The 25,831-nt window shown below is 69.8% G+C and carries 14 protein-coding genes and 1 pseudogene; 10 read left to right on the top strand and 5 right to left on the bottom strand.

Annotated features, from left to right (window positions below):
* Nucleotides 1–1,611 (bottom strand): annotated as a pseudogene (locus tag QHF89_RS37930) (hypothetical protein); the annotation flags it as partial.
* Nucleotides 1,612–1,672: 61 nt separating this feature from the next.
* Between QHF89_RS37930 and QHF89_RS37935 the strand changes: the two are divergent.
* From QHF89_RS37935 to QHF89_RS37950, 4 genes are all read left to right on the top strand, one after another.
* The gene (locus QHF89_RS37935) at nt 1,673–2,098 is read left to right on the top strand and encodes a hypothetical protein (protein ID WP_136972332.1); all 426 of its coding nucleotides are present in this window, start codon (nt 1,673–1,675) and stop codon (nt 2,096–2,098) included.
* Nucleotides 2,099–2,190: 92 nt separating this feature from the next.
* Complete coding sequence (locus QHF89_RS37940) at nt 2,191–2,862, top strand: hypothetical protein (RefSeq protein WP_136972333.1); 672 nt, start codon at nt 2,191–2,193, stop codon at nt 2,860–2,862.
* A gap of 62 nt (nt 2,863–2,924) precedes the next feature.
* A complete protein-coding gene (locus tag QHF89_RS37945) occupies nt 2,925–5,792 on the top strand; it encodes a hypothetical protein (RefSeq protein ID WP_136972334.1) in 2,868 nt (955 codons plus the stop codon).
* A 7-nt stretch (nt 5,793–5,799) separates the two neighbouring features.
* Nucleotides 5,800–6,570 carry a hypothetical protein gene (locus QHF89_RS37950; RefSeq protein WP_284721446.1) on the top strand — a complete coding sequence of 257 codons (771 nt, stop codon included), beginning with the start codon at nt 5,800–5,802 and terminating at the stop codon, nt 6,568–6,570.
* A gap of 121 nt (nt 6,571–6,691) precedes the next feature.
* On the opposite strand, the gene QHF89_RS37955 is transcribed toward QHF89_RS37950, so the two are convergent.
* Both QHF89_RS37955 and QHF89_RS37960 read right to left on the bottom strand, forming a co-directional pair.
* Nucleotides 6,692–8,494: a bifunctional metallophosphatase/5'-nucleotidase gene (locus QHF89_RS37955; protein ID WP_136972335.1), complete on the bottom strand. Its 1,803-nt coding sequence runs from the start codon at nt 8,492–8,494 to the stop codon at nt 6,692–6,694.
* Between the two features lie 62 nt (nt 8,495–8,556).
* Nucleotides 8,557–9,810, bottom strand: coding sequence for a sugar MFS transporter (locus QHF89_RS37960; protein WP_136972336.1), 1,254 nt, complete (start codon nt 9,808–9,810; stop codon nt 8,557–8,559).
* Between the two features lie 671 nt (nt 9,811–10,481).
* Here QHF89_RS37960 and QHF89_RS37965 point away from each other — a divergent pair.
* The 6 genes from QHF89_RS37965 to QHF89_RS37990 all read left to right on the top strand — a co-directional run bounded on the left by QHF89_RS37965 (nt 10,482) and on the right by QHF89_RS37990 (nt 20,421).
* Entirely contained in the window at nt 10,482–11,252 is a 771-nt protein-coding gene (locus tag QHF89_RS37965) for a TerC family protein (RefSeq protein ID WP_136972337.1), read from the top strand.
* 120 nt (nt 11,253–11,372) lie between these two features.
* On the top strand, nt 11,373–13,049 hold the full coding sequence (locus tag QHF89_RS37970) for a lipoxygenase family protein (RefSeq protein ID WP_136972338.1): 1,677 nt from the start codon (nt 11,373–11,375) through the stop codon (nt 13,047–13,049).
* A gap of 6 nt (nt 13,050–13,055) precedes the next feature.
* Complete coding sequence (locus tag QHF89_RS37975; RefSeq protein ID WP_136972339.1) at nt 13,056–14,387, top strand: D-arabinono-1,4-lactone oxidase; 1,332 nt, start codon at nt 13,056–13,058, stop codon at nt 14,385–14,387.
* Nucleotides 14,388–14,887: 500 nt separating this feature from the next.
* Nucleotides 14,888–15,745: a hypothetical protein gene (locus QHF89_RS37980; protein WP_284721447.1), complete on the top strand. Its 858-nt coding sequence runs from the start codon at nt 14,888–14,890 to the stop codon at nt 15,743–15,745.
* An 86-nt stretch (nt 15,746–15,831) separates the two neighbouring features.
* Nucleotides 15,832–18,444 carry a dynamin family protein gene (locus tag QHF89_RS37985; protein ID WP_284721448.1) on the top strand — a complete coding sequence of 871 codons (2,613 nt, stop codon included), beginning with the start codon at nt 15,832–15,834 and terminating at the stop codon, nt 18,442–18,444.
* Nucleotides 18,445–18,447: 3 nt separating this feature from the next.
* Nucleotides 18,448–20,421, top strand: coding sequence for a coiled-coil domain-containing protein (locus QHF89_RS37990; RefSeq protein WP_136972341.1), 1,974 nt, complete (start codon nt 18,448–18,450; stop codon nt 20,419–20,421).
* Here QHF89_RS37990 and QHF89_RS37995 read toward each other — a convergent pair.
* Entirely contained in the window at nt 20,402–24,445 is a 4,044-nt protein-coding gene (locus QHF89_RS37995) for a serine/threonine-protein kinase (RefSeq protein WP_136972342.1), read from the bottom strand. The two genes, QHF89_RS37990 and QHF89_RS37995, sit on opposite strands and share 20 nt — an antisense overlap.
* 56 nt (nt 24,446–24,501) lie before the next feature.
* Nucleotides 24,502–25,782, bottom strand: a complete 1,281-nt coding sequence (locus QHF89_RS38000) for a tetratricopeptide repeat protein (RefSeq protein ID WP_284721449.1) — start codon at nt 25,780–25,782, stop codon at nt 24,502–24,504.
* Nucleotides 25,783–25,831: the final 49 nt, after the last annotated feature.

Raw genomic sequence — 25,831 nt, forward strand, 5'->3', positions numbered from 1 at the left:
GCCGCCCGCGCCGCCCGCGCCGCCCGCGCCGCCTGCGCCCCCTGCGCCGCCCGCGCCGCCGCCGCCCGCGTACTGGACGAGCTTCGATTGCGAGAACGACTCCGTCACGAGCGGTTTGTTGGGGCAAACCTCGAAGCCGTAGCCCCACTTCGCCTTGAGGAAGTAACCCGCGAGCTGCGGCGCGCTCTTTACTTCGAGGTCGAGCGTCACCGATTTCGTCTTGCCGGCCGGCAGATCCCCGACCGGCACGCCGGCCGTGAGCTTCGCGCCGTCAACGGGGTTGCCAGAGGCGTCACCGGGGGTGCCGTCGACCGCGAACGACACGAGGCCGAGGCTCGCATCCAGCGGGAGCGAAAAGTCGATCTGCTCGGCCGCGACGTCGCCGTTGTTCGCGAGGATCGCCGTGACCGTGAAGGTGTCGCCGAGCGAGACCGAGCTCGGCGCGTCGATGACGCTGCTCGCCACGCCCTTGAAATTCGGCGCATTCACGTCGATGGAGAACGCCGCGAGGATCGGGGCATACGAGTCGCCCGTCGTGAGCGTGCGGATGACGGCCGAGCTCTGCCCATTCTGGAGCTGCTCGTCCACCGAGCTCAAGGGCACCGTGGTCACGTCCCAGCCCTGGCGGCCGCCGCTCACGTTCTTGCCGCCGGCCGCGTCCTGGTTCCGATCGCCGAACGTGCCCTGCGTGTCGAGGTTGCCGTCTCCGTCGTTGATCTGCGAGCTGAAGAAATTCTCCGAGGGATTGTTCGGCCCCGAAAGGTTCTTGAACGGCCCGGCCGCCGTGGGCGCGATGCGGAGCTGATCGCCGACGAAGTTCGCGTCGCCCTCGATCGCGCTCACGATGACGGCGCCCTCGACGACGCCCGCCGGCGGCGCGCAGAAGCCGCTCACCGTGTAGTCCTGGGTCGTGTTCTCATCGACGAACGAGCCGCCCACGAAGACGCTGAGGTTGCGCATGGGGACGCCCTCGTCGCGGTAGGCGACGACGAGCGTCCAGCCCGCGGCGCTCAAGTTGTTGATCGCGGTCGTCTGCGTGGCCGGGACGCCCGAGACCTCGTACGTGCCCTTGCCCGCCTGCTTGACGAAATCCGTCACGTCCGCCGAGCGCATGTAATAACGGACCGCGAAGCCCGAGGCGGCCGTCTCGTTCATCGTGAGCGCCGTCGCGGGGTCGGGCGTGACCATCATCGTCGCGCCGTTCGCCGCGATGGTGACGGCGGTCTCGAGCATCGACGTGACATTCTCCCCACCATAGTCGTAGCTGCCGCCCCAGAGCAGCTCCGCGTAGAGCACCTCGGCCTCGGGGAGCGTGAGCACGGCGCTCGACCCATTCATCTTCCAGTCCGCCGTGGTGCCCATCGGCCAGGGGTTCTGCGGGTCCGTGGGGGGCTCGTCGACCGTATTGCCGAGGGAGGTGAACGTGCCGATGGAGTCGCGCTCTCCCGGGCCGTTCGCATTGGTGGCCTTGCTCAGGCCGAGCGCGTTGCCCGTGCCAGCGATTCCGCCCGGCACCGTCGCGGTGAAGCGGAGCTGTTGCGCGGAGGCGGACGACGCAGGGGCGAGCGCCGCGCAGGTGAATGCAAGGAGGAGAGGTGCACGAAGCTTCATGGAACCATGGCTAACCCGGGGGCGCGTGAGGGTCAAATCCTGTATTCTAGCGTCGAGCGGCATGCAGACCCGGACGACGTACGGCGTTAGCGAGATGATCATCGAGCCGCCCGACACGGTCGTGATCAAGCCGCGCGGAGACTACGACGGCGAGACGGCGACCGCGATGATGGAGGCGCTCATCACCTGGGCGCAGGCGCGGCCCTTTGTGCTCCTGCTCATGGATCTGACGTACGTCGGAGCGCTCTCGCCGGCGGCGCGGCACGCGCTCACTTCGAACGGGCACAGGCTGCCGCCGCGCGCGCTCGCCATCCATGGCGGGAGCTTCACGGTGCGCGTGTTATCGCAGATGATGGACCGGGCGAGCTGGCTCCGCGGCAGCCGCAATCGCTGGGTATGGCATGCGCCCGACGAGGCGACCGCGCGGGCGTGGCTCGACGAGAAACGGAAGGTGCTCGCGGCGGGCGTCCGTCCCGCCGAACGGTAATGGCTGGCATCCCGCTTGCCCCAGCCAGGACGGAGCGAGGTTCGGCTGTGCAAATGGGAACCAGGTGGGCGACGCCGGGCAGGAGCCGTCGAATGGGTCTTTTCGCGCGCCTCGCGGCGCTGTGCGTGGCCCTCGCGTTCGTCGCGGGCTGCGGCGGGGCGACGATCGGGGCCACGGTGCCGCTCGGCTACGGCTCGGTGTACGGATACTCCGTCGTCGGCGCGGGCGGCGTCCCGTACGACATTTACGATTACCCGAGCTACTACTGGAACGGGAACTACGCCTATCTCGTCGGTTCGTCCTGGTATTATCCGATGGGCGGCGGCTGGGTGGTCTTCCAGGACGAGCCCTGGGATCTCTACCAGTACCGGAGATCCATGCCGGTCCAGGTCGCGCCGCCGGCCGTCCAATATCCCGCCTATCCGGCCTACCGCACGAGCCCTGCCTATCGCACCCCGGCCTATCGTACGTATCCCGCGTACCGGACGCCCGTGCAGGTGGCGCCTCCGGCTTTGCGAACGCCCGCCGAGGTCGCGCCGCCCGTGCAAGTCGCGCCGCCCGCGCACCTGGACAGGCCGACGCAAGTCGCGCCGCCCGTGCAAGTCGCGCCGCCGGCCCCGCGGGGGGAGACCTACCGCAGGAGCGCGCCGCCTCCGCCCGACGTGATCCACAGCCCCGCGCCGGGAGGAACACGTCTGCCCTCGGCGCCGCCGCCTTCGCGTGGCAGGGCCGTGCAATCGGCGCCGCCTGCGCCGAGGCGGTAGCGGTCCTTTCGTATCGCGGCGCGGGGAGGTGGTGGTAGCATCGCGCGGCTTTCGGGCCGACCATGAACGACACCGCCACGCAGACCCCCGCGCCCGAGCGCGCGACCCCCTCGCCCCGCGTCCGCATCGACGTCATTTCCACGGTGGTCCAGCGCGCCCTGCCGAACGGCGTGCGCATGGAAATCCGCCCGCCGCGCCCGGTGACGGCGGCGTGGGATCAGGCGCTCCCGCTCTTCGAAGGCTGGATGCAAAGCGCCGAGCTCCGCGTCCGCGTCTCCGGCCTGACGGACAGCCCGTTCTTCGCGGCGCTCGAGATCGAGGGCGCGAAGGCCGGAACCGCCGTCGCCGCGTCGATCGGATCCACCCCCGCAGAAGCGGGCGCAGGGCCGCTCTCGCCGTTCTCCGTCGAGTTCGTCGTGCCGCTCGCGCTGCTCGCGCCGCACGCGGGCAAACGCTGCGCGCTCCGGCTGATCCTGTCGCCGCAGAGCTCGCTCGCGGGAGGGCGGAAGGTGACGCTCGCGCGGGCGCTCTTCGTCGGCATTCCGGGCTACGGGCCGCTGCTCTCGGCGCTGGATCTTCTCGAATCGACGGACTCGGTCCTCGTCGACGCGCCCGAGCGGCGCCTCTTCGATCTGCAAAACCCCGAGGAAGGGCTCTGGATCGGCACGGGCAAGTGGCGCCTTCGGCTCTTCGCGGACTGGGGGTTCGGGGGCGAAGCGCGGCTCGCCCGAGCGGAGCCCCCGAGCGCAGGACAGACGAAGCTCGAAGGCGAGCCCTTCGTCATCGACACGAAGCCCTCGCACGTCCTGCACCGCTTCCAGCGCGACGACGACGCGCCCGCCGTGGTGGTCGAGGACGCGACGCGGCGCGCGGGCGGGCGGCGCACGTACACCGAGCTCGTCCTGGATTCCTCGCATCCGGACCTCCTGCCGATCCCCGAGGAGGGCAAGGACGTGCCGCTCGATCTGACGGTCGAGCACGCGCTCACGTACGGCGAGCACACGGGCGTGTGCACGTGGCACGCGGCGCTGCCGGTGCGCTTGCGCGACCCGCGGCCGCTCCTGAAATCGTTCCAGCGCCTCTCGGCCGTGGGCATCGATTTCGGCACGACCGCGACCGTCGCGGCGCTCTACCAGAAGGGCTACCGCTCGCTGCTCCGCCTCGGCAGCGGCAGCGCGCCGGCCTCGAAATCGGCGGAGAACCCGACGTACCTGCTCGTCGAGGATCACGAGCGTCTGTGGGCCGAGGTCGAGCGCGCCGCGGCGGGCGACGCGCGTTTCCCGAACCTCCTGCGCGTCGTGCGAGGCAGCCACGCGGCGCGCGAGGCCATGACGGATTCGCCGAACGCGGTCGTGGGCGAGCTCAAGAGCCTGCCCGAGCGCGTGCTCAGCCTCGATCAGTCGCCGCAGCTCCGCGATCGCGAGCGCCGCCGCGACTTCCTGCTCGACGAGAACCGCGTCCGCATCCTCGTGCGCGCGTACGCCTACCTGCTCTCGCGCGCGATCAACCGCCCGGGGCAGGACGTGTACCTGCGCTACTGGCTCACGCACCCGGCGAAGTTCGACGAGCGCGCGCGCAAGCTGCTCGAAGAAGAGATCCGCCGCGGGATCTTGCTCGGCATCCCGGAGGGGATCCCGGCCGAGGAGATCGTCGTGGAGATGAGCGCGAGCGAGCCGGAGGCGTTCGCCGCCGAGGTTTGTCCCGAGCTCGCGACGTACGCCGAGCTCGAGCCGGTGATCTCGAAGTTTGGCGAGATGCGCTTCGCGGTCTTCGATTTCGGCGGCGGCACGCTCGACATCGCCTGTGGCCGTTTCCGGCCCGCGACCGAGCAGGAGGCCGAGGAGCTCGGCAGCCGGACCGTGATCGAGACGCTCCAGGTGAGCGGCGACGATCACCTCGGCGGCGACTACCTCACGCACGAGCTCGTGTGGCTCACGCACCAGCACGACAAGCACCTGCCCGAGATGGAGGACAAGGAGGTGCCGATGATGCGGCCGCAGACGGTGCCTCCGAACAACCTCGCGAACAAGCCGCACCTCTACAAGCGCAGCCTCGCCGGGCGGCAGAACCGCTTCCGCTTCGAGCGCGAGCTCGGCCTCGAAGCGGTGAAGTTCGCGCCGGAGAACGAGCCCCGCAGCGCCGCGGATCTCTCCGCCGCGCGCCTCGACGGGAGCGAGGTGCGGCTCGAATCGATGGCCACGGACGTGCCGGCGTTGCACGCGAAGCTGAAGGAGCACCTGCAAACGCGCATCCGTGACGGCGTGAAGCTCATGAAGAGCATGCTCGCGATCGCGCCGTGGGGAACCGAAGGGGACTGGCGCGAGCAGGGCGTGACGATCTTGCTCGCGGGCAACTCCTCGCGCAGCGCGTTCGTGGAGCAGGCGCTCGCGGACGAGCTCGGGATCCCGGGGCTCAAGGTCTGGCGGCCGGGCAGCAGCGATCCGTTCCAGCAGGTGGTGCTCTACGAGACGCCGCAGCGCACCGAGCGCGGCGTGACGATCGTGGGCGTGACGCCGAAGACGGCCGTGGCGCTCGGCGCGCTGAAGATCGCGAACCGCGAGGTGCACCTCGTGCGGCGTGCGCAGGGGTTCTCCTACTTCGTGGGCGATCTGCGTGGCTTCCCGCCGAAGTTCGTGGCGCTCGTGCAGATGGGCACGCCGGTCTCGGATCCGGCCGTGTTCGGGCCGCATTACGTGGACTTCGGCAAGTGGGACACGAAGACGCCGCTGCGCGTGGCGCAGGAGTACGCGCCCGGGAAGATGACGTCGAACGATCCGCGCGTGTCGATGATCCCGACGGGCCTCGCCGCCGGGATCGTGGGCCGGCTCTTCGTGTGTGTCTCGGGCCCGGACGAGCTCACGCTGGCCTTGCAGCGCGACGGGCAGGACCCGCTCGTGACGACCTTGAACCTCGCGAAGTACATGCGGTGAGATCGCCATGAAAGAGACGTTTTCCGCGGCGCTGCGCGCCGAGATCGAGGCGATCGTGATGCGCTACGAGGCGCTCGTATCGTCACGCGTGGAGGCGGCCGAGCGCGAGGGCGCGCGGGGCACGGAGGCGGCCGAGCGCGAGCTCGCCACGCTGCGCGCTTCGCTCGACGGGATGGCGCAGGAGCTTGCGGCGCTGCGATCGGAGCGGGACACGCTCGCGCGGGAGCTTGCGGCGCTGCGATCGGAGCGGGATGGAATCGCGGCGCAGTTCGAGGCGTCGCGCGGGCGGGTCGAGTCGCTCGAAGCCGAGGTGCGCGCGGGGGCGGCGGTCGCTTCGGCGCTGGAGGAGCAGTTCTCGGCGGAGAAGCGGTTCGTCGTGGCGTGCGCCGACGTGAGCGGGACGATGATGGAGAGCGCGCTCTGCGCGGCGCTCGGGCGTGACCTTTCGGCGAGCCCGGCGCTTTATGCGGCGCTCAAGGCGAAGGGGCTCGAGGGCGTGCTGGTCGGCGCGTTCAAGGAGCGCGGCCGCGCGATCGCGCACGCGCCCTTGCTGGAGCGCGAGCGCGCGCCGCTCGCGGCGCTCGCGTCCGCGGCCGGGTGCGAGCTCGTCACGCCCACGGCGGGGACGCGGTTCTCGGCGTCGTCGATGGAGAAGGCGGCGACGACGAGTGATCCGGCGGAGGAGGGCAACGTGGTGGAGTGCATGTTGCCGGGGCTGCGCCGGGCGGGGACCGAAGGAATGCTGGTGTTCCCGCGGGTGCGTGTGGCGACGGGGTGAGCCCGCAGGAGGTGGCCCTCCACCCTCGTTGACCCCGTTGCTTCGTTCCTGTGCCCACCGCGCCAGCGCCGGGCGTGTCGCATAAGGGGATCCCCTCGTCCCCGCCCGCGGCGCTCGCCGCTCAGGGCAAAGCCTGGACGAGATCCACGGCGGGCGGCGAGAGGGGCGAGTTCGCGACGAAATAAGCCTCGAGCGCGTCGATGTCGAGCGCGCCGCCGAGGCGTTCCGTGCCCAGCGTCAACACGGAGAAACCGTCGCCGCCGGCCGCATTGTAACTGTTCACCGCGATCCGGTACGTCTTGCCCAGGTCGATGGGCATTCCGTCGATCAGGATCGACGCGGGATCGACCTTCGACCCGGCCGGCGCGCTCGCGCTGTACGCATAACGGAAATTGCTCGACGGCTGCAGCAGGTAGAGGAAGGGGGCGCCGCTTCGGTCCACCCCGAATTGCTGCTCCAGCAAGGCGTCGAGCTCGGCGCCCGTCAAGCTCATGACCACGATCGAATTGGCAAAAGGCACGACCGAGAAGAGCTCCTTGTAGGTGACGATCCCATTCGTCGCCTCGCCCGCGGTCGCCATGAACGGCAGGTTCGCCCGCACGCCGCCCGCGTTCATGAAGGCCACGTGGGCGCCTCCCTGGACTGGCTCTTTCGTCGCGGCGAGCATCGAATCGGCGACCACCACGCCCAGCGTGAACACGCTCGCGCCGAGGGGCGGCTGCCCCCGATTCAGCGTCGCCGTGAGGGTGCCGACCTGCATTTCCGCGAGCGGCGCCACCTGCGCCGCATATTCGTTCACGTACGACTCGACCTGCGGTTCGGCCGTGTCGCGGGTGACGACCACGTTCTTCGCCTTTTTGCTGATCACATCCCCGGTGAGGTGGCTGATCTCCAGATCGATGTCGGTGAGCAGACGGCCATTGGAAGCGGCGCTCGTGACGAGTTTGCCCCCGATCATGCAGTTGTAGGCCGCGTGCGTGTGTCCGCTGAGAATGACGTCGACGGCGTCGGACATGTTCGTCGCGATCTGGACGACGGGCCCCGAGATGCCCGCGCATGCGTCGAACGAACCCGTGGTCGCGCCGCCTTCGTGGAGCAGCACGACGATGGTCTCGATCCCCTGGGCCTTTAGCTCCGGCACGAGCGCATTGACGGTCTCGACCTCGTCGAGGAACGAAAGATCCTGGATCCCGCTGGGGTCGACGATGGTCGGGGTCGCTTTCAGCGTCATCCCGACGAACGCCACCTTCGTGTCCTCGAACGTGCGCACGGTGTACGGGGGAAAGAGGGGTTTTCCGGTCGTCTCGTCGAGGATGTTCGCCGCGAGGAACGCAAAGCTCGCGCCGGGGAAATCATTGCTGCCCTGGCAGCCGTCCTTGGGATGGCAGCCGCCGTTTTGCATGCGCAAAAGCTCGTTTTTGCCCTCGTCGAGCTCGTGGTTGCCGACGGCATTGATGTCGAGCCCGATCAGGTTCATCGCGCCGATCGTCGGCTCGTCGTGGAAAAGCGCGGAGAGGAGCGGGCTGCCGCCGATGAGGTCGCCGGCGGAGACCACGACGGTGTTCGGGTTCTCGGCGCGCAAGGAGGCGACGTGATGCGCGAAATAGGCAGCGCCGCCGGCGTCGACGGTGGTGTCGTCGGGGAGGGTGATCTGCCCCGCGCTGCCCGGCGGGGGCTCGAGGTTTCCGTGGAAATCGTTGAAGCCGAGGATCTGCACGCGAACCGGAGGCTCGGGGGCGCCGCCCGCGCCGCCTGCGCCGGCCATGCCGCCTGCGCCGCCTGCGCCGCCTGCGCCGGCCATGCCGCCGGTGCCGGACGATGCGTTGTCCGGCGGCCGTGCTTCGGTACCACCGCAGCCGGCGACGACGACCAGACCCAGGAGACCCGCAGAGACCCATCCATGAACGGAACGCATAAGCTGCATGCGCCAAGAATGCGCCCCGGGACGGATTCCGCTATGGGAATTTCGGCGCGTGCGCGATCCGCTCACGCGGGCAGGGCCACGCGGCGGGATCCACGAAAGCCGAAGTGGACGATGTAGAGGTAACAAAGCGCGGGCAGGAGGAAGGCCTGGTGAATGCCGATCGCGTCGGCGAGCCGGCCGAAGAGCACGGGGACGATCGCGCCGCCGACGATCGACATGACGAGGATGCTCGACCCCTGGCTCGTGAGCTTGCCGAGGCCCTCGATGCCCAGCGTGAAGATGGTCGGGAACATGATGGAGTTGAAGAGGCCGACCACGAGAATGGTCCCCATCGCCACGGGCCCGTCGAGCAAGACGGTGCATGCCACGAGCAACGCCGCGACGATCGCGCTCGCCCCGAGCACCCGCCCCGGATCGTGCTTGCGCAGGACCGCCGAGCCGATGAAGCGGCCCACCATCGCCCCGCCCCAGTAGAGGGACACGTATTTGGCCGCCTGCGCTTCGGTCATCGCCCCGATCGCGGCGAGACCGAAGAAATTGACGAGAAAGCTGCCAATCGAGACTTCGGCGCCGACGTACAGGAAAATGCCGAGGGCGGCGCGTCGCAAATGCGGAAAACGGAGCGCGTCGAGGAACGAGCCGCGTTTCGCCTCCTCGCCCTCGACCGCCGTGATCGTCGGGAGCTTGAGGATCGCGAGCGCGAAGGCGAGCACAAAGAGCATGGCCGCGAGGCCGAGGTAAGGCATGCGGACGGCGTGCGCCTCGGCGAGCGGGTTCTCCGCGTGTTTCACGGCGCCGAGGATGAAGTATCCGCCGAAATAGGGCGCCACGGTGGTGCCGAGCGAGTTGAAGGCCTGCGTGAGGTTCAGGCGGCTCGACGCGGTGGCCGGCGGGCCGAGCACGGCGACGTAGGGATTCGCGGTGACCTGGAGGATCGTGATGCCCGTCGCGAGCACGAAGAGCGCGGCCAGGAAAAACGGATACGAGGGCAAACTGGCGGCCGGATAAAACAGGAGCGCGCCGACGCCGGCGGTCGCGAGGCCGAGCGGGAGGCCTCGTTTGTAGCCGATGCGCGCGACGAGCTTGCCGGCCGGCAGCGACATCAGGAAATAGGCCGAGAAAAATGAGAATTGCACGAGCGCGCCCTCGGCATACCCGAGGTGGAACACGTTCTTCAGGTGCGGGATGAGGATGTCGTTCATGCAGGTCATGAAGCCCCACATGAAAAAGATCGTGGTCACGACGCCGAGCGCGCCCACGTGGGTCCGGGAAGGCACGTCCGCGACCGCCGTCGCCCGAGGGGTCGATACCTCCATGCCCTTGTCTTCTCACGGCCGGCGCAGGCGCGCCACGATCAATGCCGCTGCGCTGGCTCGTCTCGTCTCCAGGGGCACGCACGAGCGGCCTGGACATCTTCGTCGCGAAGCTCGGCTTTACGAGGGCCGGTCGAATGCGTGCAGCACGTACGAGGTGGGGCTCAGGCCGAACGGGTAGACGCCGGCGCCATAACATTGCAGGAGGGGGAAGAACGGATTGGTGTCGAAACGAGGAGGGCGCCCGCCTCCGCGGGGACGATCCCGACGCCGAAAACGAGCGAGCCGACGATCGGACCGTTTGTGGTGGCGCCGAGCAGATACACGCGCCCCGCCGGGATCAGCTCTTCGACCGACGCGTAGAGCGTGCGCTGAGCCCGAGGTGGGCGAACGGCGTCGAAGGGGCTTGGCGGCGCCGCGCGACGAGGTCGGACCTCTGCACGAGGGTCGGTTCGTGACCGGAAAGCATGGTTCCAGCCTACCCGAGCCAGGCGCGATCGTGTAGCGCCTCACGTGGGGCGGCACCGTTGCGGCAGGGGAGGGACGTGGGCGCGCGCTCTTCCCTTCGCCGAAGCACGCCCTAGAACCGAGAACCCCGGCGCGCGCCGCCGATGGTTGGTGTAGAAACGAGTCCGTGTCGCCCGCCATGAGGCAGGAAAGGGACGTGTGAGAGGATGTTTTCGGGGATCCAGGATCCGGAGACTTGGGTTGCGCTGATCTCGCTCTGCGCGATGGAGATCGTGCTCGGCATCGACAACGTCGTGTTCATCTCGATCCTCACGGCGCGCTTGCCGGCGGACAAGAGGGACAGCGTGGGGCGGATGGGGCTCCTGCTCGCGCTCGTGATGCGGATCGGCTTGCTCTTCACGATAAGCTTCCTGATGGGCCTCACGCGGCCGCTCTTCACGCTGCCCGTCCTCGGCGCGGCGATCTCGGGCAAGAGCCTGATCCTGCTCATCGGCGGCCTGTTCCTGATGGCCAAGTCGACGAACGAGATCTACGCGAAGGTCGAGAAGGACGAGGAGGAGGCGCACGGGAGCGGGGGCAAGGCGGTGAGCGTGGGGCTCGTGATCGTGCAGATCCTGGCCCTCGACGTGGTCTTCTCGCTCGACTCCGTGATCACGGCGGTGGGCATGATCCCGCCCGAGCAGATGTGGGTCATGGTGACCGCGGTCATGGTCTCCGTCGGCGTGATGCTGGCGTTCGCGAAGGGGATCTCGAGGTTCGTCCTCGCGCACCCGTCGGTGAAGCTGCTCGCGCTCGCGTTCCTGCTGCTGATCGGCGTGATGCTCGTCGCCGAGGGGATGGGGCAGAAGATTCCGAAGGGCTACATCTACTTCGCCATGGCCTTCGCGCTCGGGGTGGAGCTGCTCAACATGCGATTCCGCAAAAAGCGAAAGACGCCGGAGGCGGCGCGGGTGGAGAGCCCCGGCGCCGCGCCCTGACGAGCTCGCTCGGTCCCCGCGTGATGCCTCGACCGACCCCCGAAACACGCCCGACGCCATGGCGATCGCGGCGGCAGGATTTGGTAGACGAGGCCACGCGGGGTCCCGCAGAATCGATGTATGTCCTCCTCGGATTGCATCGGCCTTCCGCAGCACGCGACCGACGGCGAGGCGCGAAAGGAGCGCCTCGCGCGGACGCGGCGGCTCTACGAATACGAGCCGCGTGATCCCGAGACGCACTGGCTGTACCCCGTCCCGACGGCGAAACGTTTCCCGCTCCGCGAATGGTACAGCCCGGGGTGGGTGCTCAAGCTTTTGCCCGTGCTCCTGCCTTCGCTGACGCGAAGGGCCCTGCAAACCGGCCTCGGCCGCGCCGCGGAGGCGCTTGGCCTGCTGCGCGACGCGGATCGGTTTCGCTTGCTCTCGCTGGGCGTCCCGCGGCCGCGCTGGGTCGACGCCGCCGATGCGCTCGACGACGCCTTCGCCCGGCAGCGCCTGGACGGGCCCTGTCCCGTGTTGATCGAGCGTGTCCAGGACCCCGCCCACCTCACGGCCCTCTTTTCGTCCGATGCCGCATTCGCCCAGCCGCTCGCGCCCGAGGTCGAGGCCGGCCGGCTGTTTGCCGTCGATTTGTCGTTGCTCCGGCGCGCCTTGCACCCGCGGCGGCCCCGCGATTCGCGTTGGCGTGATCGCTACATGGCCGCGCCCCGGGTGCTTTTCCAGATGCGCCCCGAAAAAGGTGCCCTCTGCGATCTCCACCCCATCGGCATTCAGCTCGACGGCCCGGACGCGCCCGCGCCGAACCCCCTGTACCGCCCCGGCGACGGGGCTGCCTGGGAAATGGCGAAGCTCTACGCCCAGGCCGCCGAGATGAACGTGCATATCTTCGGGAGCCACCTCGGCCAGGTCCATACGATCATCGAGGCCTTCGCGATGGCGACGCCGCGAAGCCTTGCCGCCGAGCATCCGGTGCATGTCCTGCTCGAACCGCATTTGCGCTGGACGCTCCAGGTCAACGCCGACGGCAACGATCTCCTGCGCGATACCTCCAGCCATTTCGGCACCATCTACGGCGGCACGCTGGCCGAGATGCGCGCCGTGCTGGTGGAGGCGCGGACCAGCCGCACGTTCTACGACCTGGAGCTGGAGCGTGATCTCACCCGGCGCGGGGTCGCTGCGTCGCCTCTCGACTACCCGTATCGCGACGATGCGCGCCTGCACGTCGCGGCGATTCGGCGTTTCGTGACCTCGTACGTGGAGCTATTTTATCGCGGCGACGCCGATGTGGCGGACGATCACGAACTGCAAGCCTGGTTCGCCGAGCTCTTGGCGCCCGAGGGCGGCGATCTGGGCCGGGTGACGGAAGACGGCCGGTTGTGCACACGGGAGGCGCTGGTCGAGGTCCTGACGCAGGCGCTCTTCACCGCGGGCCCCAAGCATTCGGCGCTGCATTATGCGCAGCCCGACTTCTATTCGTTGATCGAGGGGTTCCCTGCCGCCATCTATCGCCCGCCCCCCCGCGACGGCGCGCCCCTCTCCTTCGAATCCCTGTTCCCACCCCTCACCCCGGCGGCGACGCAGGTTCATTACAGCGCCATCGCCGTCCACCGCGCCAGCCGCTTCGGGGACTACCGGTCGTCTCGGCTCGGGCGCTCGCTCCCGGCGCGGGCCGCGATCCAGCGGTTCCAGCGGGACCTTTCGGCGATCGAGGTGGAGATCGAAGAGCGCAACCGGCGCCGTCCCCGGCCGTATCGGTACCTCCTCCCCAGCCTGGTCCCGGGCAGCGTCCATTTCTAGGATCCTATGCAAACGTCATGGGAAAACTGGAGCGGGAACCTGCGCTGCACGGCGCGGGTGGTGGAGCCGGAGAGCCTCTCGGAGCTCGCGCGCGCGGTGAAACAGGGGGCGTCCCGAGGTCGGGTGCGGCTCTGTGGCGGAGGGTATTCGTGGAGCCCGCTGGTGCCGACGCGGGACACCTTGATCCACATGCGGCGCCTGGATCGTTGCCTCTCGCTCGACGAGGGCGGGGATCCGCCCACGGTCCGGGTCGAGGCGGGCATCACGATCCGGGCGCTCACGCGCTTCTTGCGCGCCCAAGGCTTCTCGCTGATCAGCCCGCCGATGTTCGATCTCGTAACGGTGGGTGGGGCCGCCGCGACGGGATCCCACGGGACGCGGCTCAGCGCGGGATGTTTTTCCGATGGTATCGAGTCGCTTTCATTGCTCACCGCGCGGGGCGAGGTGGTGGAGATCGACCGGACGGACCTGTCCGCGCTGCGCGCCGCGCGGGTGAGCCTCGGCGCGCTGGGCGTGGTCCATGCGGTCACGTTGCGCTGCGAGCGGGCGTTCCGCGTGAAGGTGGAGCAGCGGTATCACCCGCTCGATCGTGTGATTGCGGAGCTCTCCGATCTGACGTCCACCTACGAGTTCGCCGAGCTGATGTGGATGCCGGGCGAGGCGGACGTGCTGGTGCGGGGGCTCGAGCGGACGACGTCGCCCGAGACGCCGGCGTTATGGCCCAGCGGTGTGCTGCATCCTTTGCGGATGCAGACGGGGGTCCTGGCCGGTGAGGTGCTGTTGCCCGGGATCGAGCGATTGCGTCCGGATCTGGCGCCCCGGCTGATGCGGTTCGGCCGGGTGGTGATGTTCGCCGAGGGGGCGTGGGTGCGAGACGCGACCCGGGAGTGGCATCACATCGATCGGTATCCGCGTTGCCTGGACTTCTCGTGTTCGGTGCCGATCGAATCGGCTGGGCGGGCGTTCCAGATCCTCCGGGCCGCGCTGGAGGAGTCCCGGGCGAGGGGGCGATACCCGGTGAACCTCGGGCTCTTGGCGCGGTTCACGGGGCCAAGCGATTCGTACCTGGCGGCGTGCGAGGGCCGCGCGAGCTGCTTCATCGAGGTGGCCACGGTGCGAGGGACGCCCGACTTCGATCGGTTTCGCCAGGAGGCGCATGACCGGCTGATCGAAGCGATTCCGACGATGCGACCGCACTGGGGGAAGCTCTTGCTCGCGCCGGCCACCTGGCGGCATCGGTTCGATCGGATGGGGGATTTCCTGGTGCAGCGGGCGCGATTCGATCCGGAGGGGGTGTTCTTGAACGAGTTTTTGGAGCGGGAGGTGTTCGGGCTCTGAGCCTGCACCGGTGGATCGGGGGAAGATGCGGACAAATACGCGGTGCCGCGGGGGTCGACGCGTGTCGAGGGGCTCGGGTGAGGGTGGCCCGCGGGGGTAGACGCGCGGCGAGGGGCTCGGGTGAGGGTGGACTGCGGGGGTCGACGCGCGGCGAGGGGCTCGGGTGAGGGTGGACTGCGGGGGTCGACGCGCGGCGAGGGGCTCGGGTGAGGGTGGCCCGCGGGGGTAGACACGCGGCGAGGGGCTCGGGTGAGGGTGGACTGCGGGGGTCGACGCGCGGCGAGGGGCTCGGGTGAGGGTGGACTGCGGGGGTCGCCGCGCGGCGAGGGGCTCGCCGCTCATGATCTTCGTGAACAGGCCGCCGGGCATGTCGATGACCGCGCTGGTGCGCAAGAGCGTCCCCGCGCCGGCGGGCTCGAAATCGTAAGAAGGCGGCCCATGTACAGACCTTCACGTCTTCGCATAATCTTTCGGCCCTCGCCCCGCGACCTGGAGGAATCATGCGCGCCTCGAAGACCTTGCTTTTCGTCGCTTTCGCCCTCGCCCTCGGCGCTTGCAGCAAATCCGAGCCGCAGCCGGCGCCGGAGCCGCCGAAGACCGCGCCCGAGGCGAAGCCCGCCACGACGGCCGCCGTCGCCACGGCCCCCGCGGCAGCCGCCACCCCGGCCGCAATCGCGACGGCTCTGCCCGCGGGTCGCTCGGCCATCCCCACGCGCGCCGAGTGGGACAGCCAGCAAAAAGAGGTCACGGTCAAGGGCTCTTCGGCCTTGAGCTGCGAGACCAAGATCGTCCGCGAGTATCTGCGTGTCTCCTGCCGCGGCAAGAACGACACCGGCGGCACCCCCACGAACGTCGTCGTCAAGAAGGGCGGCCACGGCGAGGCGTTCACCTACGTCGGCGCCGGCATCACGAGCCTCGTCGTCCCCTTCGTCGAGGGGGTCGATTTTGCCGCCGATTTCTCGTGGACCGACAAGAGCCACACGCTCGGCGTGTCGTGGCCCCGCGGCAGCGCTCGGCCCGTCGTGGTCGGCGTCTTCGAGGGCGCGAAATCACCCCTCGACGCCTCGTTCGACAAGGCCCTCGCCGACAGGGCTTGCCAGTGCCACAAGCAGGTCACCGGCAAGGCGAACTGCGACGATCTCCTCGGCGTGAACGCCGATTGCGCGCGGACCTACCCGAACGACTGCGCGAGCTTCCTCGAGTGCAGCCGCGGCGAGCCCGGCGTCTGGCCGCGCTGTCAGGCCGGGTTCCTGAATGGCCCCTTCGGCTTCTGTTACAAGCAATGCGACCCCAGCAAGAGCCAGTGCGGGCCCGACGAGAGCTGTCAGGGTGACAGCAACCACGCCATCTGCTTGTAGGTCGCAGCAGCGGATCACGCGCGCTTTCGCGTCCGCGACCGCTTCCCTGTTGACACCCTCGGCCCGATTGGCTTGCCATGTCGGCCATGTGGAGCCCTGAAGGCCGCAAGGAAAACGCTCGTGAGCTCCGCCGGATCGCCGACAAGGTCCTGCGCTACCGGCAGCTCTGCGACCGCTTCGCGAGTTACTTCCAGCCCGAGAGCGACAACGCCCGCCAGCTCCGTCAGATCCGCAGCAAGCTCGAGGATCTGCGCGGCCGCGCGCTCGATCGGGAGAAGCGGCTCGCCAAGGGCGTCGTGAAGATCGGCGTCGTCGGCCTGGAGAAGCAGGGCAAGAGCGCGTTCCTGTCGGCGTGGCTGAAAAGTGAAAAACTCCTGCCGAGCGAGGCCGAGCGCTGCACCTGGAGCACCACCGTCATCGAGCCGGGCGAGGCCGGGCAGTTCGCCGCGACCGTCACCTACTACAACGAGGCCGATTTCAAGGCCCGCATCCAGAGCTACTTCGACGCGCTGGAGCCCGGCAGCGTCGAGCGCTGGCAAGGCCTGAACCAGAGCGAGATCCTCCGGCTCAAGGCGAGCTTCAAGACACGCGAAGGCTACGACGTCGACGATCCGGATCGCGCAGGACGGCGCGAGCAGACGGCGCTCGCCGAGCTCGTGGAGATCAGCGCGAGCCTGTCCGAGATCAAGGCGCGGCTCGGTCGGCCGCCCGAGAAGATCACGGCGAGTAGCCTCGACGCGCTCGCCGAGCAGATCCGGCCCTACATCGCGCTGAAGGACACGAAGAACGGCAACAGGCCTTATCCTGGCGTGCGGGCCGTGAAGATCGTCACGGTCACGATCCCCGTCGAGGGCGCGATGCCCGGCGTCGAGCTGATGGATCTGCCCGGCATCGACGCGCCCTCGGACAAGGCGCGGCGCGACACCGAGGAGGCGCTCGCGAACGAGGTCGACGTCACGATCTTCGTCAAGGACATCACCCGGCCCTCGCTCGTGCGCAACGAGGTCGAGCTGCTCCGCATGGCGCAGACGGCCGATCGGAGCATCTCGCTGAAGGACCGGATCTTCGTGGTGCTGACGAAGGTGGACCTCTTCGATCACGCCGACGAGAACGGGAACTGGCACTGGTCGCTCGCGGCGCGGAACTTCCGCGAGCAGGGCGTCGATCGCATCTTCCCGTACTCGAAGGTGTGGGTGCACCAGGGCGTCGACACGCAGCACCCGGTGGCGCGGCAGCTCATGGACTTCTTCAGCGCGACGACGCCCGTGAACGGGCTCGACAAGCTGAAGGACGCGGTGGAGCGTTACCTGTCGACCGACGTCGAGGCGCTCGATCGCAAGGTCACGCAGGCGATCAACGCGGAGTTCGGCGAGGTCGAGGCGCTGCTCCGCGGCGTGCTCGTGACCGTGAAGGACGGGCTCAGCGATCGGGAGTTCGACAGGCGCGCCGAGCAGGTCTTCGATCTGCACTACGAGCACATCCAGTCGGGCGAGGATCCGACGGGGCTCTTGCCCGAGATCCGCAAGCGCATGTCGGGCTTCATGGACTTCGAGATGAGCGACACGCAGCGATCGGCCCGGGCCGCGCGCGCCGACGTGCGCATCGATCAGATCCGGAGTGATCTGCTCGCGCGGCTCACGCCCGAGGAGGCGGAGGCGAAGCGGCGGCAGATGCCGAGCCCGGGGCTCATGAACGAGACCGCCGTCGAGATCGAGATGCGCAAGCAGATGCGCGAGCGCGTGGCGTCGCGGATCGCGGGGCTCGGCGAGGATTTCCGCAACACGGCGCGCGAGAGCGTGGAGCGGATGCTGCACGAGATGTTCATCGAGGCGACGTACGAGGGCGGGCGGATGGAGGTGCTGCTCGCGGCGGGCAAGACGCTGATCGAGCGGATCGACGCGCTCGGCCGGTCGGGGCACGTCTCGGAGAGCGTGGTTCGTTACCAGAACCAGGAGATGGCCAAGGCCGACGTCGCGTTCGAGGTGCTCTCGCGGTACTTCGCGCGGCAGATCGTGGACATCCTCGACGCGACGGACCCTTACGATCGCGAGATCCGCGAGCGCGAGATGCGCGGGCTCGAGCAGTTCTTCGGGATGGGGATCGCCGACAAGGCGCAAGGGTCGGCGACGGGCGCGGCCGCGGCCGCGAGCGGCGTCATCGGCTCGGTGAAGGCGAAGCTCGGGTTTGGAGAGCCCGACGGCAACGCGGCAACGGGCGCGGCGCCCGCGGCTGCACCTGCGCCCGCGATCGGCGGGTTTCCCTCGGTGGGGGCGGCGATGCCCATGGCGAGGCCGCAGGCCCCGCAAGCAGGCGCGGCGCCGGCCGGCAGCACGAAACCGCAGACGAACCCCGGCGCGGCGGCGGCGCCCGCGGCGACGGCGACCGGGCGCGACTGGTCGAAGATGCTGTCGCGTGTGCGCGTGGACGTGGAGCGGATCTGCGACTTCCTCGAAGCGCTGGCGAAGCACCCGCGGGGCCTGCAGAAGTACCACGAGGAGGCGGTGCGTACGGTGCACGACTCGTGGCTCGATCGCGAAGGGGAGCAGTCGCTCAGGCGGTGGGTGCGCAGCGAGTGCGCGCGGATCTGGCCGCACAAGTTCGCCGCGATCGAAGCGGAGAAGGAGCGGGCGCGCGCGGACATCGAGGCGCTCGAGGAGCTCTTCGGCGGAAACGCACCGCCCCAGAAAGCAGGAGCCTAGACCGTGGCCTACGATCTCGCGCGTTTGTCGAGTTACGTCCGGTTCTACCAGACGGTCGTGAACCAGATCGGCGCGGCCTGGCAGAACCTGACGCGCCTGCACATCACGGCGAAGGACGCGCTCGGTCCGCTCGCCGAGCCGCTCGCGCCCGTCGCCTACGCGCCGCTCCTCGCCGCGCTGGAAGATCCCGAGCCGTCCGCGGATGCGATCGCCGCGCTTTGGCGGCCGGTCGACGAGAAAGACCTCTCGGATCTGAACGACATCTACGAGGTCGCCGGCAGGTTCGGCTTCCAGGGCGAGGACAACCAGAACCTCTCGCGTGTGCAACGGCTCGTCGCGTCCGCGCGGAACGAGATCCTCGGGCACCGGCGCAGGCTCTCCGATCTGCGGGAGCTGCCGAACGCGGCGCGCGCCGCGGCGGAGCGTCTGCGCGCGGAGGAAGAGGCGCGCGCCGCCGCCGAGCGGGCCGAGAAGATGGCCGCGTTTGGTCCGCTCGCGGAGACCGTGGTGATCCGCGCGAAGCAGACGATCGACGCCGTGCGCACCGTGCCGTTCCCGGATCTCTCGAACGCCGAGACCGCGGCCGAGGAGTACCGCAAGTACGCGGCGAAGCTCGATCACGTCTACCAGACGTGCCTGCCTTTCCTGCGCAAGGCGATCCAGAACCTCTACGCGTTCGTGAACGCCGAGCCGACGGCGTCGTGGCCCGATACGCTGCCGATCACGAAGGATCTGCCGCCGGAGCTCGTTACGGTGCCGCCGGCCGGATCGGTCGAGCTGACGCAGGCGCGCGCGAGCGTCACGTCCCTCGCCGAGGAGGAGATCCAGCTCGGCCGGGCGCGGGACGCCGTGTCCACGGCCGCGGCGCGGCTCGAAGGGGAGATGGCCGCGGCGCAGATGAAGGACGCCGAGATCGGGCAGGAGATCACGACGGCCCACGCGATCCTGGATCTCGCGGTCGCCGCGGAGCAGGCGGAGGTGACGCGGGTCGAGTTCGAAGGGCTCGCGGCGCAGCGGGCGTCGCGGGTCGAGAGCGCGGGCGCGGTGCTCTCGCGGCAGCGGCAGATCGAGGCGGCGATCAAGCTGCTCGAAGACGAGCTGCGGCGGAGGCACGCCGACCTCGGGGCGCTCGAAGCGCAGCTCGTGGAGACGCGCAAGGACGAGCCCGTGCTCTTCGGCAAGGACGAGTGGCGCGCGAAGGTCGCCGCGATGGAGGAGCAGAAGGCCCAGCAGCAGGCGACGTACGGGCAGCGGCTCGCGACGCTGCAGCAGTTCCAGATCGATCACTCGAGCGTGTCGGTCGAGGTGCAGACGGAGCAGCAGAAGCAAGCGCTGCTGGAGCGGCAGATCGTGGAGGCGCAGAGCAAGGCCGCGACGCTGGAGCTCACGATCCGGGAGATCGGGACGAAGCTCGGGGCGGCGCGGCCGTCGCGGGCGGTGTCGGCGGACGACGCGCGCAAGGCGCTCGGCTCGCTGCAGCAGGCGAAGCTCGGCGTGGCCGAGCGGATGGAGGCGCTCAAGGCCGAGATGCGGCGGCAAAAGGACGAGGCTGTCCGCGTGCTCAACCGCATGAAGCAGATCGGCGTGGAGCGGCAGCACGTGACCGCGATGGTGCAGAGCGCGGAGACGGCCGCGACGCAGGGCCGCGAGGAGGCGCTGCGGCAGCTCGCGCGCGAGCGGCGGGCCGGCGTGGAGCGACACGTGGGCGAGGTGCTGGCGACGCTGGAGAAGTCGATCGCGCACGTGGGGCCGGTCTTCGTGGATCCGGCGCGGGATCTGCTCGTGGCTGCGACGGAGCCGAAGACCGAGGTGACGACGCGCGTGCTCGAAGCCGCCGAGGCGGCTGTGCCCGTCGTGGATCGGCTCTACAAAGAGCTCGATCCGGATCTGCTCGCGCAGGACGCGACGCTCGGGCAGATCCAGCGCGAGTTCTGCGACGTGGCCGAGGCCGCGTGTGTCACGGCGTGGGGCGGATGATCAGGCGACGGCTCGGGTCGTCGCCCGGGTCGTCCGCGAGCCACTCCTTGCAGAGCTGAAGCAAGCGGGCGTTCGCGGCGCGTCCCTTGAGGAACGATTGGCGTAACTCGTCGTCGAGGAGGGTCGCCGCGCGCTTGTAGATGTCGGCGCGAGCCGCGGCGAGCGTCGCGCGCGCTTCGTGGTGCGCGCCGAGGAGGAGCTGCGCCTCGACGCGGAGGAGCGTGAGCTCGGGCGGCGCCGGGGCCGGGTGCGCGCCGCGGGAAGGGCGCAAGGCGAGCGCGCGATCGAGGAGGGTGAGCGTGTGGTCCGGCTTCTTCGAGGCCAGGAAAAACGCCGCGCGCACGCCGTAGAGCGCGCCTGGCGGGGTGGAGGCGGCCCGGAGCGCGCCGAGCATCCGATCGGCCTTGTCGAGCTCGCCGAGCGCGATGCTCGCCCGCGCCGCGAGCAAGCGCGCCCGCCGCGCCGCGAGGCGCTCGCCCCGGGACTCCGCCAGGGCGGCCACGTCCTCGGCCATGTCGCGCGCCGGGACGAACGCGCCGCGCTCCAGGCTGCGCAGGGCCTCGAACGTGCTGCCCACGATCGAGGTCAGGCTGCCCTCGGGCTCCTGATCGAGTCCCTCCTGGAGCGCCTTGTCCGCTTGCTCGTGCGCGCCGAGCAGCAGGAGATCGAGGCCGACGTGGATGCGCGCATAAGGGAGGTAGCGGCGATCGCCGATCGTCTTGAAGCGCAGGACGCTCTCGCGATCGAGCCCGAGCGCGGCCCATGGGTCCTGCTCGACCGCGCGTGTCCAGTGGGCGTGGGCGTGTAGCATCCACGCGGCGACGACGGGCTCTCGTTCGGCGGCGGCGGCCGTCACCTGTCGCATGCGCTCGAGGTAGGGCAGGGCCGCGGCCGGCTCGTGATCGAGCAGCGCGTCGATCGTGGCGCTGAAGGCCCACGAGAGCGCGAGGACCGCGTCGGGCGCGGGGCGCTCGTCGAGGAGCTTGTGGAAGAGCTCGGCCGTGCCTTGCGCGTCGCCCTGGGCGAGCGCGGAGCGGATCGCGCCGCCGAGGGCGCGGGCGTGGTGGCGGCTGCCCGGCTTCGCGAAGAGGAAGGCGCAGCGGGCGGCCTCGTAGGCACGGGCGTGGCTCGATCGCCAGCTCTGCGCGTCCGTGGCGATGGCCCAGAGCTCGGCGGCGGCCTCGCCGTCGGCGCCGAGCGCGAGGCCCCGCTTGGCGAGATCGATCGCCGCTTCGAGGGCGCCGCCCGAGAGGGCCTGCTCGGCCGCGCGTACGTAAAACGCGACCGCGCGGGGGCCATCGCCGGCGCGGTCGAAGTGGAGCGCGAGCACGCTCGCGTCGTTCTCGCCTGCCGCGAGCAACCACTCGGCCGCGCGCTTGTGGCCGAGCTTGAGATCGTCGTCCGTCAGGCGCGCGTACGCCGCCTCGCGCAGGAGTGGGTGGCGGAAGGCGTACTCGGTCTCGCCCGCGAAGCGGCTCTGCCGCCTCCGCGTGAGCAGCTCGCAATCGCAGAGCTTGTCGAGCGTCTTGCCGAGCGAACCCGTGGGTTCGCCGTGCCCGAAGATGAGCGGCCCGAGCGCCCCCTGCCACGCCGCCTCGCCGAAGATGCTCGCGGCGCGCAGGACCCGCCGCGCCTCGTCGTCGAGCGACTTCGAATCGATCCGCGCGTCCACCATGCCGAGCACCGACTCGGGCAGGGCGCCGCCGCGGCCTTCGTTCACCGCGCGGATGAGCTCTTCCAGGTAAAACGCGTTGCCGGCCCCGAGCTCGACGATCCGGTCGACCACGGCGCGCGTCGTCTGCGGTCCGAGCGCGCTCCGGACGATGCGCGCGGCGTCGTCCTTGTGGAGCGGGTGGAGCCGGACGTCTTGCACCTCGCGGCCTTCCCAGAGGCCGGGCAGCCGCTCGCGGACGTCGGGCCGCGAAAGCGCGAGCACCGCGAAGTTCTGATCCCGCAGCGCATCGAGCGCGGCGTCCACGAGCTTCAGCGACGCGGCGTCGCTCCATTCGAGCTCTTCGAGCACGAGCAGGAAGGGCGTCTTGTCCGTGAGGGCGCGGACGAAATCGAGGAACGCTTCCTTGATGTGATCGGCCATGAGGGCCGCGTCGCTGCGCGCGGCCCGGAGCTCGGTGCGCCCCTCGTCGGGGAAATGCAGGCCCACGACCTCCCCGAGAAACTCCGCCACGCGCCGTTTGTCGCTCCCGCCGAGGTAGGTCCCGACGAGCGCGCGGAGCTTCTCCTGGCTCGCGTCGGTCGGCTCGCCGGCCGAGATCCCGGCGGCGCTGCGCAGCGCCGAGCCGACGATGGAGAAGGCCGAGCCGGCGCGGAGCGGATCGCCGCGGCCGAGGACGACGCTGAGGTTCGGCTTCTCGACGGAGAGGCGCTCGACGAGCTCGAAGCGGAGGCGCGACTTGCCTGCGCCCGGCTCGCCGAGCACGAGCACGGCCCGCGGCCTCCGGCCCTGGAGCGCCTGCTCGACGTACTTGCGGACGGTGCCGAGCTCCTCGTCGCGCCCGATGTAGGGGCTCTTCTTGCCGAGCAACGTGCGCACGGCGCGCGTGGTCTCGCGCTCGCTGCGCAACCAGAACTCGCCGAGGTAACTCGTCACCTCGAAGCGCGCGTCGAGGAAGGCGCACGCGACGTCGTTGACGCGCACGGGCCGCGGCCCCTTGCCCCCGTCGAGGGTGGGCATGTCGAGCAAGTGGAAGACGCCGTCGAGCATCTTGCCCACGGGCGCCTTGTCGTTCGCCTCGGCGTACGCCGCGAAGATGGCCACGCGCGAGCCCTTCGCGAGCCCCGCGATCTCGAGCGCGAGCCTCGCCGCGCGGCCGGCGATCTCGGCGGGGTTGCCCCGGCCCTGGATCTTGATGAGCAACGCGACGCCCGGCAGCTCGTGGAGCTGCTCGTTTTTCTTTGGATCGATCTCGGCGCGGATCGCGGCGACGACCTCGGGCGGCAATCCGCGCGGGGGTTTGTCGGCGAGGAGGTCGTCGACGTCGGGGACGGGCTTCGCCGCGACCACGAAGTGGAGCTGTTTTTCCAGCGGGCTCATCCGCTCGCTCGCGGGGACGGGCGGCGCCGGCGGGATCGGCGTGAACCTGAGGGCCCAGGGGTCGCTCGGCGAGGCGGGCGGGTACGTCGTGATGACCGGGTTCGTGCGTCGTTCCGGCGGCCTCGTCGAGGCTTTTTTGGCGATGCCTTCGAGCGTGTTCGCGACGATGGCGCCGTTCTGCGGCCGCTGCGAGGGATCCTTCGAGAGCATGCGGGCGATGAGCTCCGAGAGCGCGAACGGCACCTCGGGGCGGAGTTCTCCGACGCGCGGCACTTCGGCCATCAGGATCTTCGCGAGCACGACGTGCTGCGGGCCGCCCTCGAAGGCCCTGCGGCCCGTGAGGCATTCGAAGAGCACGGCGCCGAGGCAAAAGATATCCGCCGCCGCGTTCACGTTCCCGCCGTAGTCGATCTGCTCGGGCGACATGTAGCCCACGGTCCCGATGACCACGCCGGTCGACGTCATGTGGCCGCCCGCGAGGAGCGCGATGCCGAAATCGATCACCTTCACCCGCTCGACGTCGGAGCCCACGAGGTAGATGTTCGAGGGCTTGATGTCGCGGTGCACGACGTCCGCCGCATGCGCGGCGCCGAGGGCCTGCGCGACGCGATGGCCGAGCCTGAGCGTGTCCTCGATGCTCAGCGGCCCATTTTCGAGCACCTTGTCGAGGCCCCGGCCGTCGAGCCACTCCGTGGCGAGCCAGGGCTCGTGGTCGATCACCCCGTGGTCGACGTACCGGACGATGTGCGGGTGGTTTCGCAGGTGCCGGAAGAGGATCTCGATCTCGCAGCGAAACCTCCGGAGGATGCTCTCTTTGGGCGTGGAGCCGTCCCGGGGTTCCGCGACGAACTTGAGCGCGACGCGCGTCCGCGCGTCCTTGTCGTAGGCGGGCCAGACGATGCCCATCCCTCCGAGGATGGGCCGCCCCTCCAGCACGAAACGACCGCCGATCACGTCACCTGATTTGTGCACCGCCTACAAAGATGCACCAGCGGTGGGGGAGGAAAGCAAGGGGGACGGGGGCGGGTTCACGGCGGCGTCGGATTTTCCGGCAGCGTGGTGCCCGTCAGCGAGCAGGCTTCGAGGTACCCCTGCTGGCAGGCGCGCGCGCGCAGGTCGCGCTCCCACGCCGGGTCCGGACGGAGGCCGCCGAGGCCCTCGTGGTGCATCCGGGCGAGGGCCGCGCAGGACTTGCCATGGGCACGGTCGCAGGCGATCCGGTGGTAGTTCGCGGCGAGGCCGAGGTCCTGCGGGGCGGGGAAGAGATCTCCCTGCTCGTAGATGCGGGCGAGGTTGTGGCAGGCGAGCGGCTCCTTCTTGTCGCAGGCGAAGCGGTAGAGCTCGAGCGCCCGGCTGATGTCCTGCGGCATGTCCTCGCCGCGCTCCAGGTAGACGGCGAAGTTGTTGCAGCCGAGAGGTTCGTTCTGGTCGCAGGCGCGGGTGTGCAGGGCGAGCGCGCGGCGCGGGTCCTTCGGTAGGCAGGCGCCTTTCTCGTAGGCATAACCGAGGTTCGAGCATCCGAGCGGCACGTCGCCCTTGCAGGCGCGCTCGTACTCCGCGACGGCCTTGCACATGTCCTTCGCCACGCCGAGCCCCTTGTCGTAGAGGAATCCGAGGTTGTTGCAGCCGAGCAGATCGCCGCCGTGGCAGCCCTGCGTGAAGAGCTCTCGCGCGCGGTCGAAGTCGACCGGGCCGCCGCGCCCCTGGCGGACGAGGTTGCCGAGGTTCACGCACGAGCCGGCGTCGCCGAGGTTGCAGCCGCGCTCGTAGCACTTGCGGGCCCAGGTCGGGTCCTCGCCGATGCGCCCGAAATTCGTTTCGCGGATCAGGCCCTCGTTGCGGCAGCCGATGCCGAAGCCGAGAGCACACGCGCGGCGATAGAGCTCGAGCGCAGCGACGAGATCCTCCGGCACGCCGTGCCCGTTCTCGTAGAGGTTGCCGAGGTTCGTGCAGGCCCGGGCGTTCTTGAGGTTGCATCCGCGGGCATAGAGGTGCGCCGCGCGCCGCAGGTCGACGGGCACGCCTTTGCCATTGTGGAGGAGCCACCCGAGGTTGTTGCACGCGACCGCGCTGCCGTGATCGCAGCCCTTTTCGTAGAACGAGGCGGCCGTCTCGCGGTCGATGAGATCGCCTCGTTCGATCCGGATCCCGAGCTCGGTGCAGCTCGGCCCATCGCCCTCGGCGCAACGCGCGCGGAGCGTGTCGGGGGATGCGGTCGCGCGGGTGGCCGGGGCCTGCGCGTTCGGGATCGCCGGCGTGGCGCAGCCGAGGAGCGCCGCGGCGGAGAGGGCGAGGAGGGCAGAGCGCATGGTGTGCATGGGGCTAGCCGAGCCGCGTCCGGGATCCAAGAGGCGCGGC

The sequence above is a fragment of the Polyangium sorediatum genome (assembly GCF_029946465.1).
Lineage (GTDB): Bacteria > Myxococcota_A > Polyangia > Polyangiales > Polyangiaceae > Polyangium > Polyangium fumosum.